A 17,869-nucleotide genomic window follows, 5' to 3' on the forward strand; every position below is an offset into this window, starting at 1 on the left:
TTCCGTGGTGCTTCCGCGACCTCGAATGCGATTTTCGTGCTTCCTTCGAGTTTCGCCAATCGCTTGGTTTCACTCGTTTTTTACGACACCCTCGACCATCAGAAAGAGCTTGCATTTGCCTTCGGAGCAATTTAGCCTGCCTATCCTAAATGCACGACAGGGCACGCTACAATGCGATATGTAACTGAAGATACTAGACAATTCGTATTTCCGCGCCGAACTGTCTATCCAGAATTTCGCTCCGATATCCATCCGGTTGCTTCCGTGGTGCTTCCGCGGAAGCAGCCCCTCACTAGCGAGGGGAACACCTCATGGCAAAGCTGACCAAGCGGATCGTGGACGCTGCCGATGTTCGCGAGAAGGACTATTTTATCTGGGACGACGAACTGCCCGGTTTCGGCCTCCGCGTGTTCGCCTCCGGCAAGCGCAGCTACCTCATCCAATATCGCGCTGTTGGACGCACGCGACGCTACACCATCGGCCTGCATGGCGTGTGGACGCCGGAGACAGCCCGGCAAGAAGCGAAGGTCCAACTCGGGCGCGTCGCGCGCGGCGACAACCCTTCCGAAGAACGTCAGCTCGATCACAAGGCCATCACGGTCAAGGAGCTTTGCGCCCTCTATACCGCTGATCTGAACGCGGGCCTCATTCTGGGTAAGGGCGGGCGACCGAAAAAGCCCACCACCATCGTCACCGACACTGGCCGTATCGAGCGGCACATCATCCCGCTGATCGGCGCGCGCCGGGTCAAGGATCTCACCAAGGCCGACATCAACAAGGTCTTGAAGGACATCATGGCCGGCAAGACGCGCGTCGCCGTCAAGACGAAAAAGCTGCGAGGAAAGGCCATTGTTCGTGGTGGCGCGGGCACCGCCACGCGCACCGTCGGCCTATTGGGCGGAATCCTCACCTACGCTGTCGATGCTGGGATTATAGAGGTCAATCCGGCGCACGGCATCAAGAAGCCCAAGGACAATGTTCGGAATCGTAGGCTGACCGAGGCGGAGTATCGCACCCTCGGGCAAATGCTTCGCGATGCCGCGGCGAACGAAAAATACGCCATGACCGTGGACATCATCCGGCAGATCGCGCTCACCGGCTGCCGCCGCTCGGAAATGATCTCGCTAATGTGGATCGAAGCTGACACCGACGCGAGCTGCATGCGCCTGGTGGACAGCAAGGAAGGTGAGTCCATTCGTCCAATCGGATTGCCCGTCGTCGAGTATCTGGAGGAACGGCGCAAGACCGCAGCGGGCACCTATGTCTTCCCAGGTCAGGGCGAGGACCATGCGTTCGGCAGCTTCCCGAACCATTGGGAACAGATTTTCAGCGACAGTCCGCTCGCCGGCGTCACCCCGCATGTCCTGCGTCACAGCTTTGCCAGCATCGCCAACGATCTCGGTTTCACCGAGGTGACCATCGCGGCGCTCGTCGGCCACTCCAAGGGCTCGGTGACGAGCAAATACATTCACACGCTCGACACTGCGCTCATCATGGCCGCCGACACGATCTCCGGTTACATCCAAGGGCTACTCGAGGGGATCGAATTCAAACAGACGGCCTACGCATTGGATCGTGATTCTCGTCGAGCTGCGCTTGACCTCTTCCTGACCAAAGCGGTTGGAGAGCCGGGGAACGAAGCCGAGGACGAGGAGCGTCGCTTGGCAGCTTGAGGCTTGCGATCAGCCACTGGTCGGCGAGCAATTCATCGCCGCCCACGATGCAGTCGAAAAAGCTTTTTGAAGAAATCGACGATCTTCGGTTTGGCGCCATCGGCGACCAGGTCATTTGCTCCGAACCGGCAGACCATCCTGACACTCCTGCACACCGAGCGCAGCCGTAGCGGCGCGTTGTCTCGTTCGACCGCTTGATCGCCCGCTGCCGCATTGGCTCCGCCAGCATTGGAGACTTTCTGAGGCAGGAACGTCTCGCAGAGGGGGCATCTGACGCAATCGCCTCACGCCCCCGTTGCGCGCAATTTAGGGCACATATACTTCAAGGATCGGGGCGGAAGGCGCCACCGCTTCGGCCCGACGCTTGGCAACGCGCTTCGCCGCATCGCGGACAAGTGCAAGCTTGCGCCTGTCCTTGTCCACGCATGCCAGAATTTGGTCATCAGTTGCGGCGTCGATCTGTTCGGGCTCACAGAGCTGCGCGGCGGCCAAGCGGCAATAGTCGCCCCGCAGCAAATCGGCTCCAGCGAATTGGGCGAGGTCGACGGCGGCGCTGGGCACGCCATATGTCAACCGGATCGCCAGACGTCTCACACGGTCACCGAGATCGAGCGTGGGGTGCAGGATCTCGGCGACGCGAGCCGCGACCGGCATCAGATCGCAAGTCCGCGCTGCGACCGCGCGTATGGGGCCGGCGGCGCCGCCAAACGCACCACCGAACTGCGTCAGCACGCGCTCGATCTCGCTCATGGCACGACCGGACACGAACAAAAGACAAGCGACCGCCTTCTTCGCACGCAGGGTCGCCTGATGATCTTCTGTTGTCCCGCGCTGAAGCGCGTTCAGGACGTGCCACGGCACATTCTGCCTCTGCAGCTCGTTGGGCCATAGCTGAGGCTCTTTCTGCGTGCTTTTTCGGTTGATCGGAAAAAGGAGTTGATCGACCTCGACCGTCGTTTGAGCTGCGGCAATCAGGACGGGATCGCTGATTTCTTGGGGCTGAAGCGAGCCGAGGCAATCTACGAGCGCGACGATGGACCCGACCTCTGCCGCGCTTTCGCCAGCGAGACGGCCCAGCTTGGTCAATTCATACGCGCCTGTAGCGTTCTTCTGCACCAGGCCGTGGCGTTCCAAATCCGCTAGGGCCGAAAGCAGATCCGGCCGGCTCCACTGCCACGCGCTATGGGCGCGCCGGGCTTGGAACGCGCCGAAGCTCGATTCCAGAAATTCGACAATCTCCTCGCTCGGCACGCCTTCGCCGGCCGCTCGTTGTGCCGCGACTAGGACGCGGATAATCAGGGAGCGTGGGTCGGTTGTACCGTCGAGGAAGCGGGACACCAAGTCTTCCGGCTCCGCGGTCACGTATCGCGACCACAGATCATGCTCGGCGCGCGGATCGAGCGCCAGCAGATACGAAGCTCCCTTCTCGGCGAAGCCAAGCCTTCCCGCGCGACCGACTAGGTTCTTGTATTCGGCTACCGAATAGGGCTCGTCGCCGGGATGATTCAAGCCGGCGATGATGACCGATGACGCGGGCGTGTTCACGCCCATCGCCAGCGTCGTCGTGGCTGCGATGACGCGCAGGCCCGAGCCGCTACGGCGAAATTCTTCCTCGATGACGCGCCGCTCTTCGCGGTCGAGATCCGAGTTGTGGAAAGCGACGCCGCGCCCCAGCGCGCTCCGCAAGTCGGCGCTGGCCTGCGAGGGATCGCCGCCGGGCATCTGCGTCAGCGCCTCGGCAGCCGGAGGCAATCCGAGCGACTCTGCGAGATAGTTGGCGCAGCCGCGGGCTTCGCCCTTGGTTTCGCGAAACACGATCACCTGCTGGCCTTCGGCCACAAGCTTGCGCACCAGCGGGATGATCCAATCCTGGCTGGATCCTTTGCCGCCGACAAGACGCCGAACGAGCGGCCCCTCAACCTGCTCATTGCCATTCTCCGGGTCAAGAAAGCGGAAATGCCCGGTGCCGAGCAACAAGCCCTCCTCAAGCGGAACGGGCCGCTCCGTGCGCCGCAAGAGCCGCGCGCCGAGCCATTGCTCAAGGCCGTTCGTGTCCCCGATCACAGCCGAAAGCGCGATCAGTTGGGGCTCGATCCCCTCACGCCGGCGCATCCGGATGAGCGTCAAAATGAACTCCAGATTCGCGCCGCGGCCACGGTCGGCGATCATCTGCGCTTCGTCGATCACGATCGCGCCGACCTGCGCCAGCACATGAGGGAATGTCAGCGCGATCGCGGCGAACTTCTCATAGGTCAGGAGACCGACATCGTATTGGCCCCGCAGCAGAGGCGCGATGTCGTCCGTCTCGCCCGTCGCTTCCACCGTGCGGACCCCGAAACCGCCATAGACGCTCTCGAAGTGCCGCCGCTTGTCTGCCACAAGGGCCTTAAGCGGCAGCAGAAACAAAGCCCGTTTGCGATCCAGCACGTTCCGGAGCGCCGCGAGCTCGCCCACCATCGTCTTGCCCGAGGATGTCGGGGCCGACACCACCAGGTTCTCGCCGTCCAGCACGCCGAAGTCGGTGATGGCGGAGATCTGAAGCGCATTCAAGGACGGGATCGCTCCAGCCCAGGCGGTGACAAGCGCGTCGGGGAAACCGGCCGACGAGAGGCTGGCAAGATCGGACGTCACCTTGGCAGGCAGACGCGCCGGGAAGGCCGCCCGATACTTAGCGCCCGGCACGAACACGGGCCACGCGACATCGCCGTCGATGCTCCCGCGCATGGTCGGGTTCTGCTCTTTGCCGCCCTGCAGCGCGGCCGCCCGGACGCGGCTCGTGACATGCTCGAGGAGGCGGTAGAGCGAGAGCTTGCCGCCGCTCACGACTTCCTCGGCGCCACATAGCGCCTCAAGCAGAAAGTGGGTCAGAAAGCCGTGCCCGAACCGGCGGTGCTCATAGGCGGGCTCGGTCGCCGCGGAGGCGGTGAAGATGATCCGACCAGCGCCGCCAAGCTGAGCCAGGCGCGCTTCGGCGGACAAAAGGCTGCGCGGCTTCGCATCGACGTGCAGAACCTTCGCCCCAATGCCGCCGGAAAAACAACAGTCGAGGAACAGGATCAGGCGCTTTGCCGGTATCCGCGAGAACCATTCCTGCAACAGCTCGAGCGGGATCGCGGAGCCGGCGAGATCATCTGGATTCGCGTCGTGGGTGACGAGCTCATGTGTCTCCGACCCATGGCCGGAGAACGCGATCACCACCGTATCCTCGGGGCCGCAGCCGGCCAGGTCGGCAAATGCGTCCTCAATCCGCTGCCGCGTGGCCTCCGCATCTGCCAGCAAGACTGTGCTGCCGCCCAGCGTGTCGAAGAACAGTGCCTCCAGCGCCGTCGCGTCGCGACGCGCGCAGGTCAGCTCATCAATGCCGGTCGAGCTATAACGGTCGATGCCGATGAACAGGCCGCGAAACGGCATGAGGCACCACGCTACGCCCGAACGACGCCGACGGAGAACGCGGCTCGTGGCTTCTCAGCCTTCTCCAGCACGACCGGCGCGAACGTGTCTTTCCGCGCGACCTGCTTGTTGCCCACCTTCTCGAACCAGACACACCAGACGGCATCCTCCTCCAGCATGGCCGTCTTCCCGACCTGCTCGACCGTCATGATCGGCCCGCCTGACTTCACCCGCACAAGATCGCCGGGCTTGAATTCGGTAGCATCCATTCTCCACGCTCCTTCTCGATGCCTATCTGTCCTCGCCAGGCACCGGAGGAGGTCGCAAGAAGCTCGCCCACGTCCCCACCACCATGAGTGGAGACGCGCACGTGCTAGGAGATCGCCCCATGCCTAACATCAATATATGGTGTGTCGGTCATTCCTTGCACAAGGATTTCGGCGAAGACCGTGTAAGCTCCTGATAGATGTTCTTGATTTGTCTCTTAGGGCTGCGCTGCGTTCCGAAGCGGGATAGCCCGACGGCAACCTGCCGTCGGGCCTATCGTCACGATCTGCCAGATAGCCAACGCCAGGCGCGGCGCCAGAAGCCGGGAGCCGCCTTGACGGGAGCGGGCTGAACGGCAAGTTCGATCGCTGGCGTCTGCCCGTAGAAGCGCGCTTTGGCAGCGCGGTCACGACGACGCTCGGCTTCGACCTGCTCGTCACTCCAGGGGCCGGCCTCGATCACCTTGCTGCGGTCGATCACATAGTGTGACCGGCATTTCAGCGTCCAATTGCCGATCGACGGCCGAAGGGAGACGGTCTCGCCATCGAACGTCATCTTCCAGTCCGTCGGCGTGAAGGGGGCGACGACCTCCTCGCCGCAACCGCAGCAGCAGCTGTGGGCTGATGTGGCATATTCCATCGAAACATAGAGAATGCCTGCCTCAAGGCGCTCAGGGATGTGTTCGACGAAACGATGTTCGAGTCGCTTGTGCCGTATCACGCGAGATCCCCGTTGATCAGCATGTTGCCGTCGGTGGTGTAGGTGCAGTGATGCTCGCGCTCGAGGTCGCGGTAGAAGCCGCGAATCTTCTTCCACTTGACGACCGCGAGGACAGCATTCAGGGCGTTGAGATCCGCGACCTGGATGTTGGAGGCGTAGATGTCCTTGGCGCCGCCGCCGACGAAGGAAATGCGCTGCCGCGCGTGATCGCGCTTCTCCGGCGTACTGGCGGTGACGCGCAGGATGCCGCCCAGCGACCCCTCGTCGAGCTCGAGCCCCATGCCAACATCGACGAACGCGGCGCCGATCGCCTCGAGCTTCTCTACGATCAGCCGCTTAGCGTCACCCGCATCGAGGGACAGGAACGCGAAGGTGACGCCGTCGAGAAGGTGAATGTTGTCGACGCCGAGCGCGACATCGTGCGCCACGATGTTCCGGTGCATCCGGCTGTAGATGCGCTTCAGGTATTCGACCTTCTTGGGCGCTTCCCGCAATTCCTCCAGGCTCGGAGCGCCCGGCGCGCGAAACGCGTTATGGGTCAGGAACTCGTCGCTGTCGAACAGCCGGATTTCCCGGACAGGCGTCTTGGCGACGAAATCCAGGATGTAGCCGCCGGTCCCCCCGACGCCGATGATGGCGACCCGCTCGTTGACGAGTCGCTCGGTCAGGACGCCGATCCCGACACGGTCGGAGGCGGTCTCGACATAGTTGAAGACGCTGTCCTCCTCCTCTTCCGGTTCGCGGAAGGTGCGAGGCGTCGCGCCGGACTTCAGCACTGCGGCCGGGCCCGCGAGGATATTCGCGTAGCTCGTCATCTTGTGGTGGTAGTCCGAGTAGCCGCCGTCTGGCTTGCTGGAGAAGCTGTGCGTCGCCTTCAGGCCGTGGCCGAGATCGAAGGCGCCGGCCGCATGCGAGATGCCCTGGATGGGCCTGCCGTCGGCGTGGCACGGGAAATCGCCGTCCCAGTGGATGACATGGGTGTCGGGCGGGCGCGTCTGATCTCCGGCCAGCGTGAGGCTGGAGATGAGGGTGCCGATGCGCACCTCCCGGCGCGCATCGACATACGGCACCTCGCGCATAACGAGATACCCGCCCTGCTGCTGGACGAAGTAGCCTTCGTCCCGCAGCCGCTTGAGGTCCGGATTACGACTGAACAGTGCGCGTGACATTGAACACCGTGCCCTTCTTCTTGACGTCGACGGAGCCGCCAACCCCGAGCTCACCGGCGGGCGGCGTCGACGCCGCGTGCCGATAGGTCATCGAGAAGACGACGTTGGGTTCGTGCTGGCCCGGGAAGGCGAGCTGGACGATCTGTTCGAACGTCACCGTGCGGGCGTTCACCGTGCGCGGCCGCGAATTGACGATGATCTCGAACGTCAGCCGCGCGGTGATGAACCGCTCGATGCCGGGCTGGACCAGATCGATCAGCTCGCCATGCTCGATCAGGCGATCTTCACCGCCGGGAACCTCGAGGAAGACGGCCTCCCCCTCGCCGGGCTTGGCGAGGCCGTAGAGCACCGTGCCGCTGATGACCGGCTTGCCCCAGAGCAGCTCGTGGTCGTTGAGGGTCAGCTTGAAGTCGCGGTCGGTCTGGAAGGCGATGAACCGCTCGGCGCCGCGCTCACGCAGGTCGAACGGCTCGTTGAGCCTCACATCCTCGAAATCGCCCGAGGGCAGGATCGCGATGAGGCTGTAACCGTCCCGCGGGTCGAGTGCCGCGGCTTCCAGCAACTGGCGGCCGAGCGGCACGGGATCGCTCACCACACGGGACTGGAAGTTGAGATCGCCCTGCGCGAGGAGAAAGCGATACCCCCGCGCCGGACGCAACGCCCGGCCTTCGCGCAGGGCGTTGCCGAGATCGTCGTAATCAAGAAGTTCTTCGGTGTTCATAAGATTGGGTCCTTAGGTTCGGCCGAGGCAGCGCCGCGGCTCTAAGGGTCCAATCGGAGCGAGGGAGGCCGACCGGTAAGGTCAGACGAACTTTTTTTGCAAGGGGCCGTCGGGGGTCTGCCCGCAGATGAAGAAGGCCGGGCAGTTCGGGCAGGTGCGCGACGAAACCTCGGCCGGAAACCGTCCGGCGCGGATGTCGCCGAGAAACTTTGCGAGCTTGTCCTTGCGCCCCTTCAGCTCCCGATCGGACAAGGCAAGCGCATGTGCCTCGCCGTCGGAAAGATGGACGAGCTCTGCGACCGCGCCGGGAAAGGACTGCCTGACCGCCAGCATCAGCGCCGCCGCGCCGACATCCTTGCCCTCGGCCGACCGCATGTGACCCGTGCGAATGCGGCGCACGGCGCGGATGCCGTCCGGCCGCACCAGCACCTCGTCCGGCCGAACGATGATCTCCTCGCCGCCGAAACTGAGGCTGAGCGCGACCGGCGCTTCGGGGACTGCTTCGGCGCGGTTCGCCAGGAAGAAGCGCAGCATTGCCAGCGCCAGATCGCGGAATTCCGCGCGATAGCCGTGCTCGCCGAGCCCCTCGCCGGCGAGCGCCGCATCGATGCGATCTTGCAGCGCCTGCTCGGACACGGGTCCATCCGACGCGATCACCGCCTCGACCACCACGCGAACCGCCTCATGCAGATGCATGAAGGCGGTCGCGGTTCGCCGGCCGCCGACCTGCAGGACATGCGTGTAGAAGAAGCGACGCGGGCAGGATTCATAAAGAGCGATCTGCGGGGCGCCTAACCGCAGCCGTCCGTCGACCACCAAATCGATATCCCGAGCTTCCGCGGCCACGGGAAGCGGCCGTGCCGGCACGAGCGAACGGCGTGTTAAGGTCGCCCCGAGACGGTCGAGGAATGGCGAAAGCGGTCGGTTGTGGCCGTTACTCTTCTCGGTCGGCGCATAAAGGATCAGGCGATCGCGGGCGCGCGACTGCGCCACGTAAAATAGGCACTCCTGCTCCTCGGCCTGACCTGCGCGGAACGCCTCCAGCGCACTGCCCTCCGCCCCCGCGATCATCCCGTCGGGCGCCGGACAGGGCGGCGCCGGCGGCGTGCGTGGGATCGTGTCGCTGTTAAGCCCAGGAATATGGACGCCACCGAACTCTAGGCCCTTGGCGCCATGGATGGTCATCAGCCGCACGGCGTCGAGATGCTGGGCGGCCGCCGGCAATTGGCGCAGGTCGCGGTCGTCGCCGAGCCGCACGAGCCTGCGCACACGATCGAGCAGGCGCGTGATGGGCAGCCCGCGTCCGGCCGGTTGTACCCGCACAAAGTTGAGGAATTGCCAGATCGCGATGCCCCGTGTGCGGTCGGCGAGATCCTCCGACGCGCCCAGGCGCGCGGCGATGCGTGTGCGATCGAGCAACAGCGTCGCGAGCACGGTCCAGGGCGAGGCCGTCTGATCGAAACCATCGAGCGCAGTCGCGAGCTTGGCAACGGTCTGCCGCCCCCTGTCGCTCAAACCGGGGATCGCCTCGCCATGCCGCAGCCAGCCCGCCGGCGCGTGCTCGGCCGCCCGCAGATGGTCGAAGACCGCGACCACATCGGCAAAGGAGGTGGCGAAGTCTCGCCAGCAGGCAATGCGCACCAGGCCCATGGCGCGCCGATCGACCAGGATCGAGAGGAGAGCCAGGAGATCCTTGACCTCACCCCGCTCGAACAGACTTCCCAGGAAGAGGACCGGCACGCCGAGCCGTTCCAGGTCCTGCCCGATCGTCGACAGCTTTTCGTTGCCGGTGCACAGGACCGCCTGGTCACGATAGGCGTAGCCGTCACGCCGCAGCTCCTCGATAGCGTCGGCCAGGGCGACCTGCTGCTGCTCGGCGCGCTGGACCGTGCGCAACTCGGGCCTATGTCCATTGGCGTCGCGGTCCGCGTCGAGGCCACTATCCGCATCGCCGGCGCGCATCGTGATCGCGAAACTGGAGAAGCTGGCGACAATCTCCGGCACCGAACGATAATTACGCTTCAATCGACCGCGATTGCCACCGGCGAAGTCCTCCTTGCCGAACCGGGTTATGTTGAAGGATGAGGCACCGCGAAACCGGTAGATCGACTGCTTGGCGTCGCCGACCATCCAGAGATTGCGGCCGTCGGGCCGCAGTGCGCTCAGCAGCCGCACGCTGCTGCGGTTCACGTCCTGATACTCATCCACCAGGACATGATCATATTGCGCCTGCAGCGCCGCGCAGATGGCCGCCTCCTTTTCGAGCAGTTGCACCGGCAAGGCGACAAGATCGCCGAAGTCGATGCAATGCGCGTTGCGCTTGAGCTGTTCGTAGGCCGCGTAGACGCGGGCAACCTCGCCGGCGCGTTCCGCCGCCTCGCGCGCATCCGAGTCCTGGGCTTTCGCCTGCATGGCGTCGGCGAGCGCGGCGTAGGTTTCGGCGTCGACCACCTCATCCTTCGCCCGCGATACGGCGGCCAACATGTCGGCAATGATCTGGGTCGGATCGTAAAGATTGCGGTAGTACGCGAGCCTAAGCCGCGGGAACTCCCCCTCGAGGAGTTCGACCGCTTCGGTCCGGTCCATCATCCGCGGGTCCTTCGGCAGGCCGAGCTCCGCATGGAAACGACGGATGATATCGAGGCCGAAGGCATGGAACGTGCCGATCCACATCGCGGCCGCAGCCTCGGGCCGCTTGCGCGCGATCCGCTCGGCCATCTCGCCCGCTGCCTTGTTCGAAAAGGTCAACAGCAGTATGCGCCGTGGATCGACGCCCTCGCCTAGAAGGCCCTCGACGCGCGCGATCAGCGTCTGCGTCTTGCCGGTGCCAGGCCCCGCCTCAAGCAGATAGGCTTCGCCGCGATGCGCCGCAGCGGCCGCTTGCAGCGGATTGAGCGGCCGTTCGACATGCGCCGCAGTCGCGGCGGGAGGCACGGGCGGCAGCAGCAAAGCATCGAACAACTGCTGCGCGACGACCTCGAACGGCGCGCCGAGCTTCGCGGCGATGGCGGACGCGGCGAGCCCTTGGTCGACATGGAGCGCCCGCGCGACGGTGCGCGGAAGCAGCAGTTCGCGCGCGAACAGGTCCATCTGGACTTCGCGGCGTTGCCGGCGTCCATAATCGACAACCCGATCCATTCCGACTGGTGAGGGCTCGGCCGGGCGTGCCGGATCAATCATCGGCGCCGCTTCGCCACCAGGATCGTCGCCCAGCTCGACATGGCCGATCTCATGCGCCACGAGGAAAGCTTGCTCGAACGGAGAGCCCATATTCTCGTGAAGAATCAGATCGTCGGCGGCGACGAAAGTCGCGCGGCCGCCATTGAGGACGGCTGCGCCGGCGGCAGTCCGTTCGACATCAATCCCCCGCCGCTTGGCCTCGGCGACAGCAAAGTCATAGGGCGACCAGGGATCGGCGCCGGATGCAACGAGGCGAGCGTGAAGCTCGGCGGCGACTTGCCTGGCGAGCTCCACACTGTCCATGTCAGTCCGCCTCCGCCAACAGCCGGGCGCGCTTCTCGGCCGGGACGCCGGCATCGATCAGCACTTGCTCGAAGGTGACCTGCTCGCCGGCCACCGGTTTGCTGTCGGCCTTATAGCTGCGCGCGACAATCAGGTGCGCTGGCCCCCAGGACGACTCCAACTGTGCGACAGAGCTGCGCATCGCATCCGCCAATATCGCCAGGAAGCGTCGCGGGATACTGACGAGAGAGACCCGCCGTTCGCGCAGTGCGGTCACGACCTGCCGGGGCACGTCCAGACGCTGCGCGACGGCGCGCCAGTCATCGACCGTCAGCGCCGCGAAAGGGTCGGCTGCTGCCGCCGGCATAACCTTCGCGTGTTGCGACCAGGCAGCGTCGATCAGCGCCCGATCGGTAGCAGAGAGGGGTGCGGCATCTTCATAAGCCTCGCGGCTGAGTTCGCGCGAGAGGTCGATGAGCTCCCCGGCATATTCCGGGTATAGCCGCAGATAGCGTTCCAAGGTCGACCGGCCAGGCTCGCTCTCGACCGCGAACGCGTCGAGCACGGCCTCGCGGGATGGACGTCCGCCGCCGGGGCTCACCGCTCGTCTCCGTCGGCCATGGCAGCTCGCAGGGCGGCGAAGGCCTTGTCGCGGTAGGTTCGGACGGTCTTTTCGGAGCGGCCCAAAGCCTTGGCGATGGTCATGACGTCCGGCTCCTTGGAGTCGATGGGGAAGCCCTGTCTCAACATGTGAATGATCCTGCTTTGTTCTGTCGGTAGAGCTTCAATCGCTGCATCCAGGCGCGACCGGTAAGACGGGTCGTCGAAATCCGACACGGCGAAGGGATCGTGGGTCCCTGCGGCCGCCTCGACCTCCGGTGACAGTTCTCCGCTCTCCTCGTCATATTCGAGGGGCTGGGAACGGTTTTCGTCGCGCCAGGCCTTTTCCTGCGCATCGCGCCGCAGGCTCGCTAGCGCGCCATCGAAGCGCACCTCGAAGTAGTCGACCTTTTCGTCGTAGGCGGCGCGGTCCGCCGAAAAGAGCTCGACGAACCGGCCGAACACCTTGTCGCGCACGACCCCGCGCGTCAGCGATTCCGTCTTTCCATCGGAGCTTTCCGCCCTGGGCAAACTGCGCAGCACCCGTTCGGTCAAGATCCGATAGAGGCGCTCGAACCACACCTCGTTGTTGTCGCGACGGCTCGCGCGAATGAAGTAAACGAGACATTCGCTCGGGACGTAGCCCGGGTCCGAGCGCTTGGTGATTTCCGCCCTGGCGATCAAGCCATCACGCGGCAGGACTGCCAATTCGGCGATGAGGGCTTCTATCTTCGGGTCGCGCTCGTAGAGTTCGCCGCTGAGGCGGCGTTTGCGCAGCGGGGTTACGATCGCTTCGCCCGCGCCACGCGCGTCTGCCTTTTGCCCGGTGTCGAAAGCTCCCTCCAACTGGTTCATCGCGCGGCCCCGCCTCCCGTATCGCCCTTCTTGTTGAGACGCGTCTCGAGCGAGCCGATGCTGTCGAGCACCGCCTCGAAATCCGGTGGATCGCCAAAGATCATGCCCTGCATGGCCCTGTAGTCGACGCGCAGTTGCTCGATCATCGCGTCATGCGGGGCGAGTGCAAACGAGCCAGGCGCAGCGCTCGCGAGATCGAAGTCCGGTCGATTGAAGAACATCCGGGCGTGCGCGACGCAATCCGCACCGAGCGCCGGATCAGCGATGGCGGCGGCGCCGACGCGGGCCGCGGCGAGCTGGTGCAGGTCATAATAGTGACGGGAAACGCGTTGGCCGCCCCCGCGCAGCTCGCCGCGCTTGTCGAACCAGCGCCGCAGCCCATGGAGGATGACAACCTTGTCCCAGAAGGTACGTTCCGGATCGACCGTGCGGACGGCCGGCACGGTCAGGTCGAGCGCCGGCAGATCATCATCGACATAGGGTTTGATCGGCACTTCGCTGTTCGGATCGAGCGCGGATTTCGCGCCCGACTCGATCTTGATCGCTGCCCGCACATAATCCGATCGCGGCGTCGCCGCGGGATACCAGATCAGAAGCGTCTGCCCGTCGGGATCAGCGTCATCGGCTTCCACTCGGGCCGCGCCGGCATCGAGGCCGGCAGCCTGAAGCCGGTCCTGCAGGATCTGCGTCAACTCAGCCCGCAGCGGGCCGTTGATGTAGGCTTGGCAGGCGTCCTTGATCGCATCGAGGCGCGCCCGGCGCTTTTTGCTACTCAGCGCTTCGAGCTCCTCGATGGTCGCCGGCTCGCCGATGTCGTCCCGAAACACCGTGACATCAATGTCTTCGGAGAAGCGATTGATCAAACCAAACCCTTTGGACAGGGAGGTTCCACCTTTGAAGAGGAGGCGGGGTCCGCCCTCTTTCAAGCCATTGAACAAGGCATCCAGCGTCCAGCAGACCCAGAAGTCCTTCTCGATATTCTGAGACGCCGTGCCGAGGCGTAGCGCCGTCGTATCGAAGGCGCTCAACATCGCGTCCGACCCGGCCGCGAGAACCTCGTCGAAAGCCGGATTCATGTCTTCACCGCCCGGGCTGCACCGCGCTTGGCAGTTTGTGCCTTCTGCGGGGAGAGCGGCTTTCGCTTGGGCCGGGCGACGGCAGCATGACGCTGATCATCGGCATCGTCCGCCGTTCTTTGTTGATGACGATCATGATCAGCATCATCACGATCATCATCGACGTGCCGACGACGAACGCCGGCGTCGCTTTCAACGAGCGGCTTGAGAAACACCCACATCCATGTCGGAAGAGCTGTCATACCGGCAGTGAGATCCGCTTTGAGGGGCGGTCCCACCGTGGGATCTTCGAAAAGATTGGCGAGCTTGCGCCTAACCTGATCACTTTCTCCTTCACGAACCAGGAGATCGCGCAGCCAGTGAAGCGCTTGGACGACGCGCATCGCTGGTCGTCCGGCCCAGAATAGCTTGCTGGCCGCGGTTGGACGGAAGGTGATCGTTACGTTGCCGAGCTTGATCGCGCGGCGCCGAGCGTCGGTGTGCACCACGATTTTGGCGGGGACGGCGTCAGTTAGGCCCAGATCGTTCGCCGCGGTCATGCCGTCGACAAGCATCCGGGTTTGGTCACGTCGCCCGACGGCGTCGATGACTGAGCGCGGATCAGGCGGATTGGGTTTCTGGGTGAGTTTGTTGAAGCCAGGCTGATCGTAGAGCCCACGATCAATCCGCCTAAGGATTTCGACCTTCGTCAGCCGCTGCAACGCCTTATCGACCGCGTCCCGCGAGGCGAGATCGACGAAGTCACTGGGCGTCCAGACCTTGCGTGGCGCATCCGCACGGATGCGCTCGAGCATGGCTTTCTTCAGATCGGGCGAGTCGGTGTTCATGTCCGAAAATTGTAGTCCTTTTTCGGACGCGAACCAAGTGGATTGTCCGAAATAAATATACAAATTTCGGACAATCTAAATAGGTAGGCCGCCCACCTGAGAATGGCTCCTTCGGCCGTATGCAACTTTGCCGACCGTCCTGGCGAGCCAGCTCGGTAGCTGGGGCGCGACCGCGACGAGTTCGCCGAACGTGGAAGACGGCAACTTGCGCTTCAACGTCATCAAGGCGGCTTCTGCCTTTTCCGGCCCCAGCCAGGCGAGCGCTCGCACCGCCTGTCCGGCGGGCCGATCGGCCAGCGCCAACTGCCAGCGCGGCGCATGCCGCAGCTCGACGACCTGCTGGCCCAGATTCATCGTCCGGCTACGGCCCGATGTCAGATAGACCGACCGGACCGGCACCTGTGTCGTGAGGCCGAGCGCGTTAGCGGCCGCGGCACCGTTCGACACGATGGTTTCGCCGCGCTGGAGCGCGAGGGCTTCGACGGCCTTCTCGACGGAGGGCGCGCGGACGCCGAACCGACTCGAAACCGGGCGCAGATAGACGCCGCGCCCGGCACGCATCAGCCGGCCACGTTCAGCCAGTCGCGACAAGGCTTGATCCACCGCGGCGCGATTGCCGAGATGGAGCAGGCTCTTCGCCGCGATCGGAGCGCCCTCGGGCAAGCCCTCGGTGTGCGCCAGAATCTGTTCGGTCAGTCGTTGCACGGCACTTCTCCTGTCAGAAATATATGCGGTTTTCTGACAGTTTTCAATCTCCCCCAAACCGACTGGAAGGGCCAGCGATTGAGAGGGGGCCTGGAGGGGAAAGCCTTCCCCTGCGGCCGAGCCCAGGGTCTCGGCCGACCCCTTCTGCGGGGAGACCCCGCAACGCCCTCATTAGAGTGAGAGTGTGGACCGGATTTCCGTGACGGGTTGAGGGTCGGGAGAGAGTCTTCCGGCGCCCGTCATGGAGTTTGATCCCATGAACATGCAGGTTCTCGATGCCCGGCGCGACGTGAGTGGCGGCTGGAAGGTGGACATCAACCGCGGCGAGCGCATCGGTCGGGTTTCCTCGGAGTGGTTCTCGCGACCCGACGACGAGCGCTATCTCTCGCTCGCCGAACTCGGCCGGACCGTCCGCGAGCGCACCGAGCGCAGCCGAACGCGCGTTGTCGAATCCGCGCTTATCCATGTCGAAGCCAGCCGCACCGATCCCGAACGGCTTGCCCTGATCCTACCAGGCGCCGACAAGCCCATCGCTCCGACGCACTGGAGTTTCGGTCAGCTCGCGAGCCAGGTCGGCGCGCCGGCCGCCTATCTGCGGCAGCTCCCCGCCGCGCTCGCCGGCATCAACCTGCAATATGGGCTGACCGCCCACCGCGCCGAGCAGATCAAGACCCTCGAGACCGACGACGGCCGCGTCGAGCTGCGCGCCGTGACCGGCCCCGACTACGGCCGGATCTACGACCACGAGCTGGTCGAAGCCGTGCAGCGCATCGCCGGCAACGGCACCGGCGACACCCGTTGGAAAGTGCCCGGTGTCCTCGACTGGTCGACCGGCGTCTATAATCCGCGCGTCGACATCACCAAGGACACCACGACGCTCTACGCTTCCGATCGCGACGTCTTCCTTTTCCTCGTCGACGATCTGAATCCGATCGAAGCCGGCAAGCTCGCGGATGGATCGCCCGATCTCTATTTCAGGGGCTTCTATGCCTGGAACAGCGAAGTGGGCGCCAAGACCCTTGGTATCGCGTCCTTCTATCTCAGGGCCGTGTGCCAGAATCGCAATTTGTGGGGCGTCGAAGATTTCGAGGAGATCTCCATCCGCCATTCCAAATACGCCGCTTCGCGCTTCGCCCATGAGGCGGCGCCGGCCTTGCTCAGCTTCGCGGACTCCTCACCGCAGCCGTTCATCACCGGCATCAAGGCGGCGCGCGAACGCATCGTCGCGCACAAGGACGAAGAGCGCACCGAATTCCTGCGCCGCCGCGGCTTCTCGAAAGCCGAGACGGGCAAAATCATCGACGCGGTGCTGGCCGAGGAAGGCCGCCCGCCGGAAAGCATCTTCGATTTCGTCCAGGGCATCACCGCCGTCGCGCGCGACAAGCCCCACCAGGACGCGCGGCTCGAGCTCGAAGGCAAGGCCAAGAAGCTGCTCGATCGCGCCGCCTGATCCCCGCAATGCCGGAGATGCGGTTGTCCGTGTCTCCGGCTTTGCGTCCCCTAGCCATACTGTTTCCGGGCTGTCTTGTGGCCCAGATCCAGGTCACCTATTCAGTGGTGCGGCATGGAGCACAATCGCCAAACGAGCGACTGGATACAGAATGCTAGAGCAGGCGCCTGCGGAATATTACATCGATGAAAGCGGCAATACCGGCGACCTGAGCACGGTCAAAATCGACTCCTACTTCGTCGAACAGCGCATGTTCGCCTTGGCTGCATTCGGCTGCACGCTCGACCAGGACTTCACCGATAAATTGGGCGCACTAAAAAAGGCGCACCGCATCCAGTCGTCGGAGCTCAAATCAAAACAGGCTTATGACAAGCCGCGCTTCATCTTTGATCTTCTGGACCTCCTTGAGACGCGCCGCGCCCCAATCTTTATCGAGCTTGTCGACAAGCACTTCTTCGTTGTCGTGAACATCATCGAGCGAATGGTGGTGCCCTATGTGGGGGAATGTGACACTCAACCTGGCGCCCTTTGGATGAAGGGCGTTATGGCGAACTACATGGCGCTATATGCACCTCCCGAGCTGGCTCACGCCTTTGCCGCATGTTGCCAAAGCAGAGACCACGCGGAAATACGCGAACTTTACAAGCAAATAATTCGGTGGGCGCAGGGAAGCGGAGTTCCGCCTACTGACGTGGCGGCGGGGATCATCCGTTTTGCGCGCGACAGCTTGAAGGACTTCCGCAAGCTGCCGAAAGCCAAGGCCGTCGAGCGGGCATTACCGATTCCCGACAAGAATCCCGCCGGGAAGCTGCTCTGGGTTCTGCCGATGTTGAGTTGCACTGAGAAGTGACCCGGGAGGGTTATAAGTTTTCACTGAGAATTGACCCATGTTTTCCTCGCCCCTGGCTAACAGTCAGGAGGCATCGGAGTGATCGACATGGACTTACTCAGTGT

At 63.9% G+C, this 17,869-nt stretch carries 14 protein-coding genes; 3 read left to right on the forward strand and 11 right to left on the reverse strand.

All coding sequences use genetic code 11. From position 1 onward, the window contains the following. Window positions 1–311: 311 nt before the first annotated feature. Window positions 312–1,673 (forward strand): site-specific integrase, encoded by a 1,362-nt coding sequence (locus EH199_RS21975; RefSeq protein ID WP_006023603.1) that lies wholly within the window; start codon window positions 312–314, stop codon window positions 1,671–1,673. A 306-nt stretch (window positions 1,674–1,979) separates the two neighbouring features. Here EH199_RS21975 and EH199_RS21985 read toward each other — a convergent pair whose 3' ends face one another. The 11 genes from EH199_RS21985 to EH199_RS22035 form a co-directional block, all read right to left on the reverse strand. Further along, window positions 1,980–5,084, reverse strand: a complete 3,105-nt coding sequence (locus EH199_RS21985) for a DEAD/DEAH box helicase (protein WP_006023604.1) — start codon at window positions 5,082–5,084, stop codon at window positions 1,980–1,982. Window positions 5,085–5,095: 11 nt separating this feature from the next. Further along, window positions 5,096–5,332: a DUF2158 domain-containing protein gene (locus EH199_RS21990; RefSeq protein ID WP_006023605.1), complete on the reverse strand. Its 237-nt coding sequence runs from the start codon at window positions 5,330–5,332 to the stop codon at window positions 5,096–5,098. A 277-nt stretch (window positions 5,333–5,609) separates the two neighbouring features. Continuing rightward, window positions 5,610–6,050 (reverse strand): DUF6527 family protein, encoded by a 441-nt coding sequence (locus EH199_RS21995; RefSeq protein WP_006023606.1) that lies wholly within the window; start codon window positions 6,048–6,050, stop codon window positions 5,610–5,612. Beyond that, a complete protein-coding gene (locus EH199_RS22000; protein ID WP_006023607.1) occupies window positions 6,047–7,219 on the reverse strand; it encodes a ThiF family adenylyltransferase in 1,173 nt (390 codons plus the stop codon). The genes EH199_RS21995 and EH199_RS22000 overlap by 4 nt, the downstream gene beginning before the upstream one ends. Beyond that, window positions 7,194–7,940 carry a multiubiquitin domain-containing protein gene (locus EH199_RS22005; protein WP_006023608.1) on the reverse strand — a complete coding sequence of 249 codons (747 nt, stop codon included), beginning with the start codon at window positions 7,938–7,940 and terminating at the stop codon, window positions 7,194–7,196. Before EH199_RS22005 ends, EH199_RS22000 begins: the two co-directional genes overlap by 26 nt. 81 nt (window positions 7,941–8,021) lie before the next feature. After that, window positions 8,022–11,423 carry a UvrD-helicase domain-containing protein gene (locus EH199_RS22010; protein WP_006023609.1) on the reverse strand — a complete coding sequence of 1,134 codons (3,402 nt, stop codon included), beginning with the start codon at window positions 11,421–11,423 and terminating at the stop codon, window positions 8,022–8,024. A 1-nt stretch (window position 11,424) separates the two neighbouring features. Next, a complete protein-coding gene (locus EH199_RS22015; RefSeq protein ID WP_006023610.1) occupies window positions 11,425–12,003 on the reverse strand; it encodes a hypothetical protein in 579 nt (192 codons plus the stop codon). Then, window positions 12,000–12,857, reverse strand: a complete 858-nt coding sequence (locus tag EH199_RS22020; protein WP_006023611.1) for a response regulator transcription factor — start codon at window positions 12,855–12,857, stop codon at window positions 12,000–12,002. The genes EH199_RS22015 and EH199_RS22020 overlap by 4 nt, the downstream gene beginning before the upstream one ends. Beyond that, window positions 12,854–13,933 (reverse strand): nucleotidyl transferase AbiEii/AbiGii toxin family protein, encoded by a 1,080-nt coding sequence (locus EH199_RS22025; protein WP_006023612.1) that lies wholly within the window; start codon window positions 13,931–13,933, stop codon window positions 12,854–12,856. The genes EH199_RS22020 and EH199_RS22025 overlap by 4 nt, the downstream gene beginning before the upstream one ends. Further along, window positions 13,930–14,760 carry a DUF6088 family protein gene (locus tag EH199_RS22030; protein ID WP_006023613.1) on the reverse strand — a complete coding sequence of 277 codons (831 nt, stop codon included), beginning with the start codon at window positions 14,758–14,760 and terminating at the stop codon, window positions 13,930–13,932. The genes EH199_RS22025 and EH199_RS22030 overlap by 4 nt, the downstream gene beginning before the upstream one ends. Window positions 14,761–14,835: 75 nt before the next feature. After that, window positions 14,836–15,465, reverse strand: coding sequence for a DUF6088 family protein (locus EH199_RS22035; protein WP_006023614.1), 630 nt, complete (start codon window positions 15,463–15,465; stop codon window positions 14,836–14,838). A 256-nt stretch (window positions 15,466–15,721) separates the two neighbouring features. Here EH199_RS22035 and EH199_RS22040 point away from each other — a divergent pair, with 256 nt between their 5' ends. After that, window positions 15,722–16,915, forward strand: coding sequence for a hypothetical protein (locus EH199_RS22040; protein WP_024338475.1), 1,194 nt, complete (start codon window positions 15,722–15,724; stop codon window positions 16,913–16,915). A gap of 151 nt (window positions 16,916–17,066) precedes the next feature. Then, window positions 17,067–17,765 (forward strand): hypothetical protein, encoded by a 699-nt coding sequence (locus tag EH199_RS22045; RefSeq protein WP_190287384.1) that lies wholly within the window; start codon window positions 17,067–17,069, stop codon window positions 17,763–17,765. Window positions 17,766–17,869: the final 104 nt, after the last annotated feature.

It is taken from the genome of Novosphingobium sp. LASN5T, assembly GCF_003856955.1.
Taxonomy (GTDB): Bacteria; Pseudomonadota; Alphaproteobacteria; order Sphingomonadales; family Sphingomonadaceae; genus Novosphingobium.

Bases quoted from the DNA above. Each gene is read 5' to 3' on its own strand.
- EH199_RS22010 (WP_006023609.1), bottom strand. From the start codon at position 11,423: ATGGACAGTGTGGAGCTCGCCAGGCAAGTCGCCGCCGAGCTTCACGCT.
- EH199_RS21985 (WP_006023604.1), bottom strand. From the start codon at position 5,084: ATGCCGTTTCGCGGCCTGTTCATCGGCATCGACCGTTATAGCTCGACC.
- EH199_RS22025 (WP_006023612.1), bottom strand. From the start codon at position 13,933: ATGAATCCGGCTTTCGACGAGGTTCTCGCGGCCGGGTCGGACGCGATG.
- EH199_RS22040 (WP_024338475.1), top strand. From the start codon at position 15,722: ATGAACATGCAGGTTCTCGATGCCCGGCGCGACGTGAGTGGCGGCTGG.
- EH199_RS22030 (WP_006023613.1), bottom strand. From the start codon at position 14,760: ATGAACACCGACTCGCCCGATCTGAAGAAAGCCATGCTCGAGCGCATC.
- EH199_RS21975 (WP_006023603.1), top strand. From the start codon at position 312: ATGGCAAAGCTGACCAAGCGGATCGTGGACGCTGCCGATGTTCGCGAG.
- EH199_RS21990 (WP_006023605.1), bottom strand. From the start codon at position 5,332: ATGGATGCTACCGAATTCAAGCCCGGCGATCTTGTGCGGGTGAAGTCA.
- EH199_RS22005 (WP_006023608.1), bottom strand. From the start codon at position 7,940: ATGAACACCGAAGAACTTCTTGATTACGACGATCTCGGCAACGCCCTG.
- EH199_RS22000 (WP_006023607.1), bottom strand. From the start codon at position 7,219: ATGTCACGCGCACTGTTCAGTCGTAATCCGGACCTCAAGCGGCTGCGG.
- EH199_RS22045 (WP_190287384.1), top strand. From the start codon at position 17,067: ATGCTAGAGCAGGCGCCTGCGGAATATTACATCGATGAAAGCGGCAAT.
- EH199_RS22020 (WP_006023611.1), bottom strand. From the start codon at position 12,857: ATGAACCAGTTGGAGGGAGCTTTCGACACCGGGCAAAAGGCAGACGCG.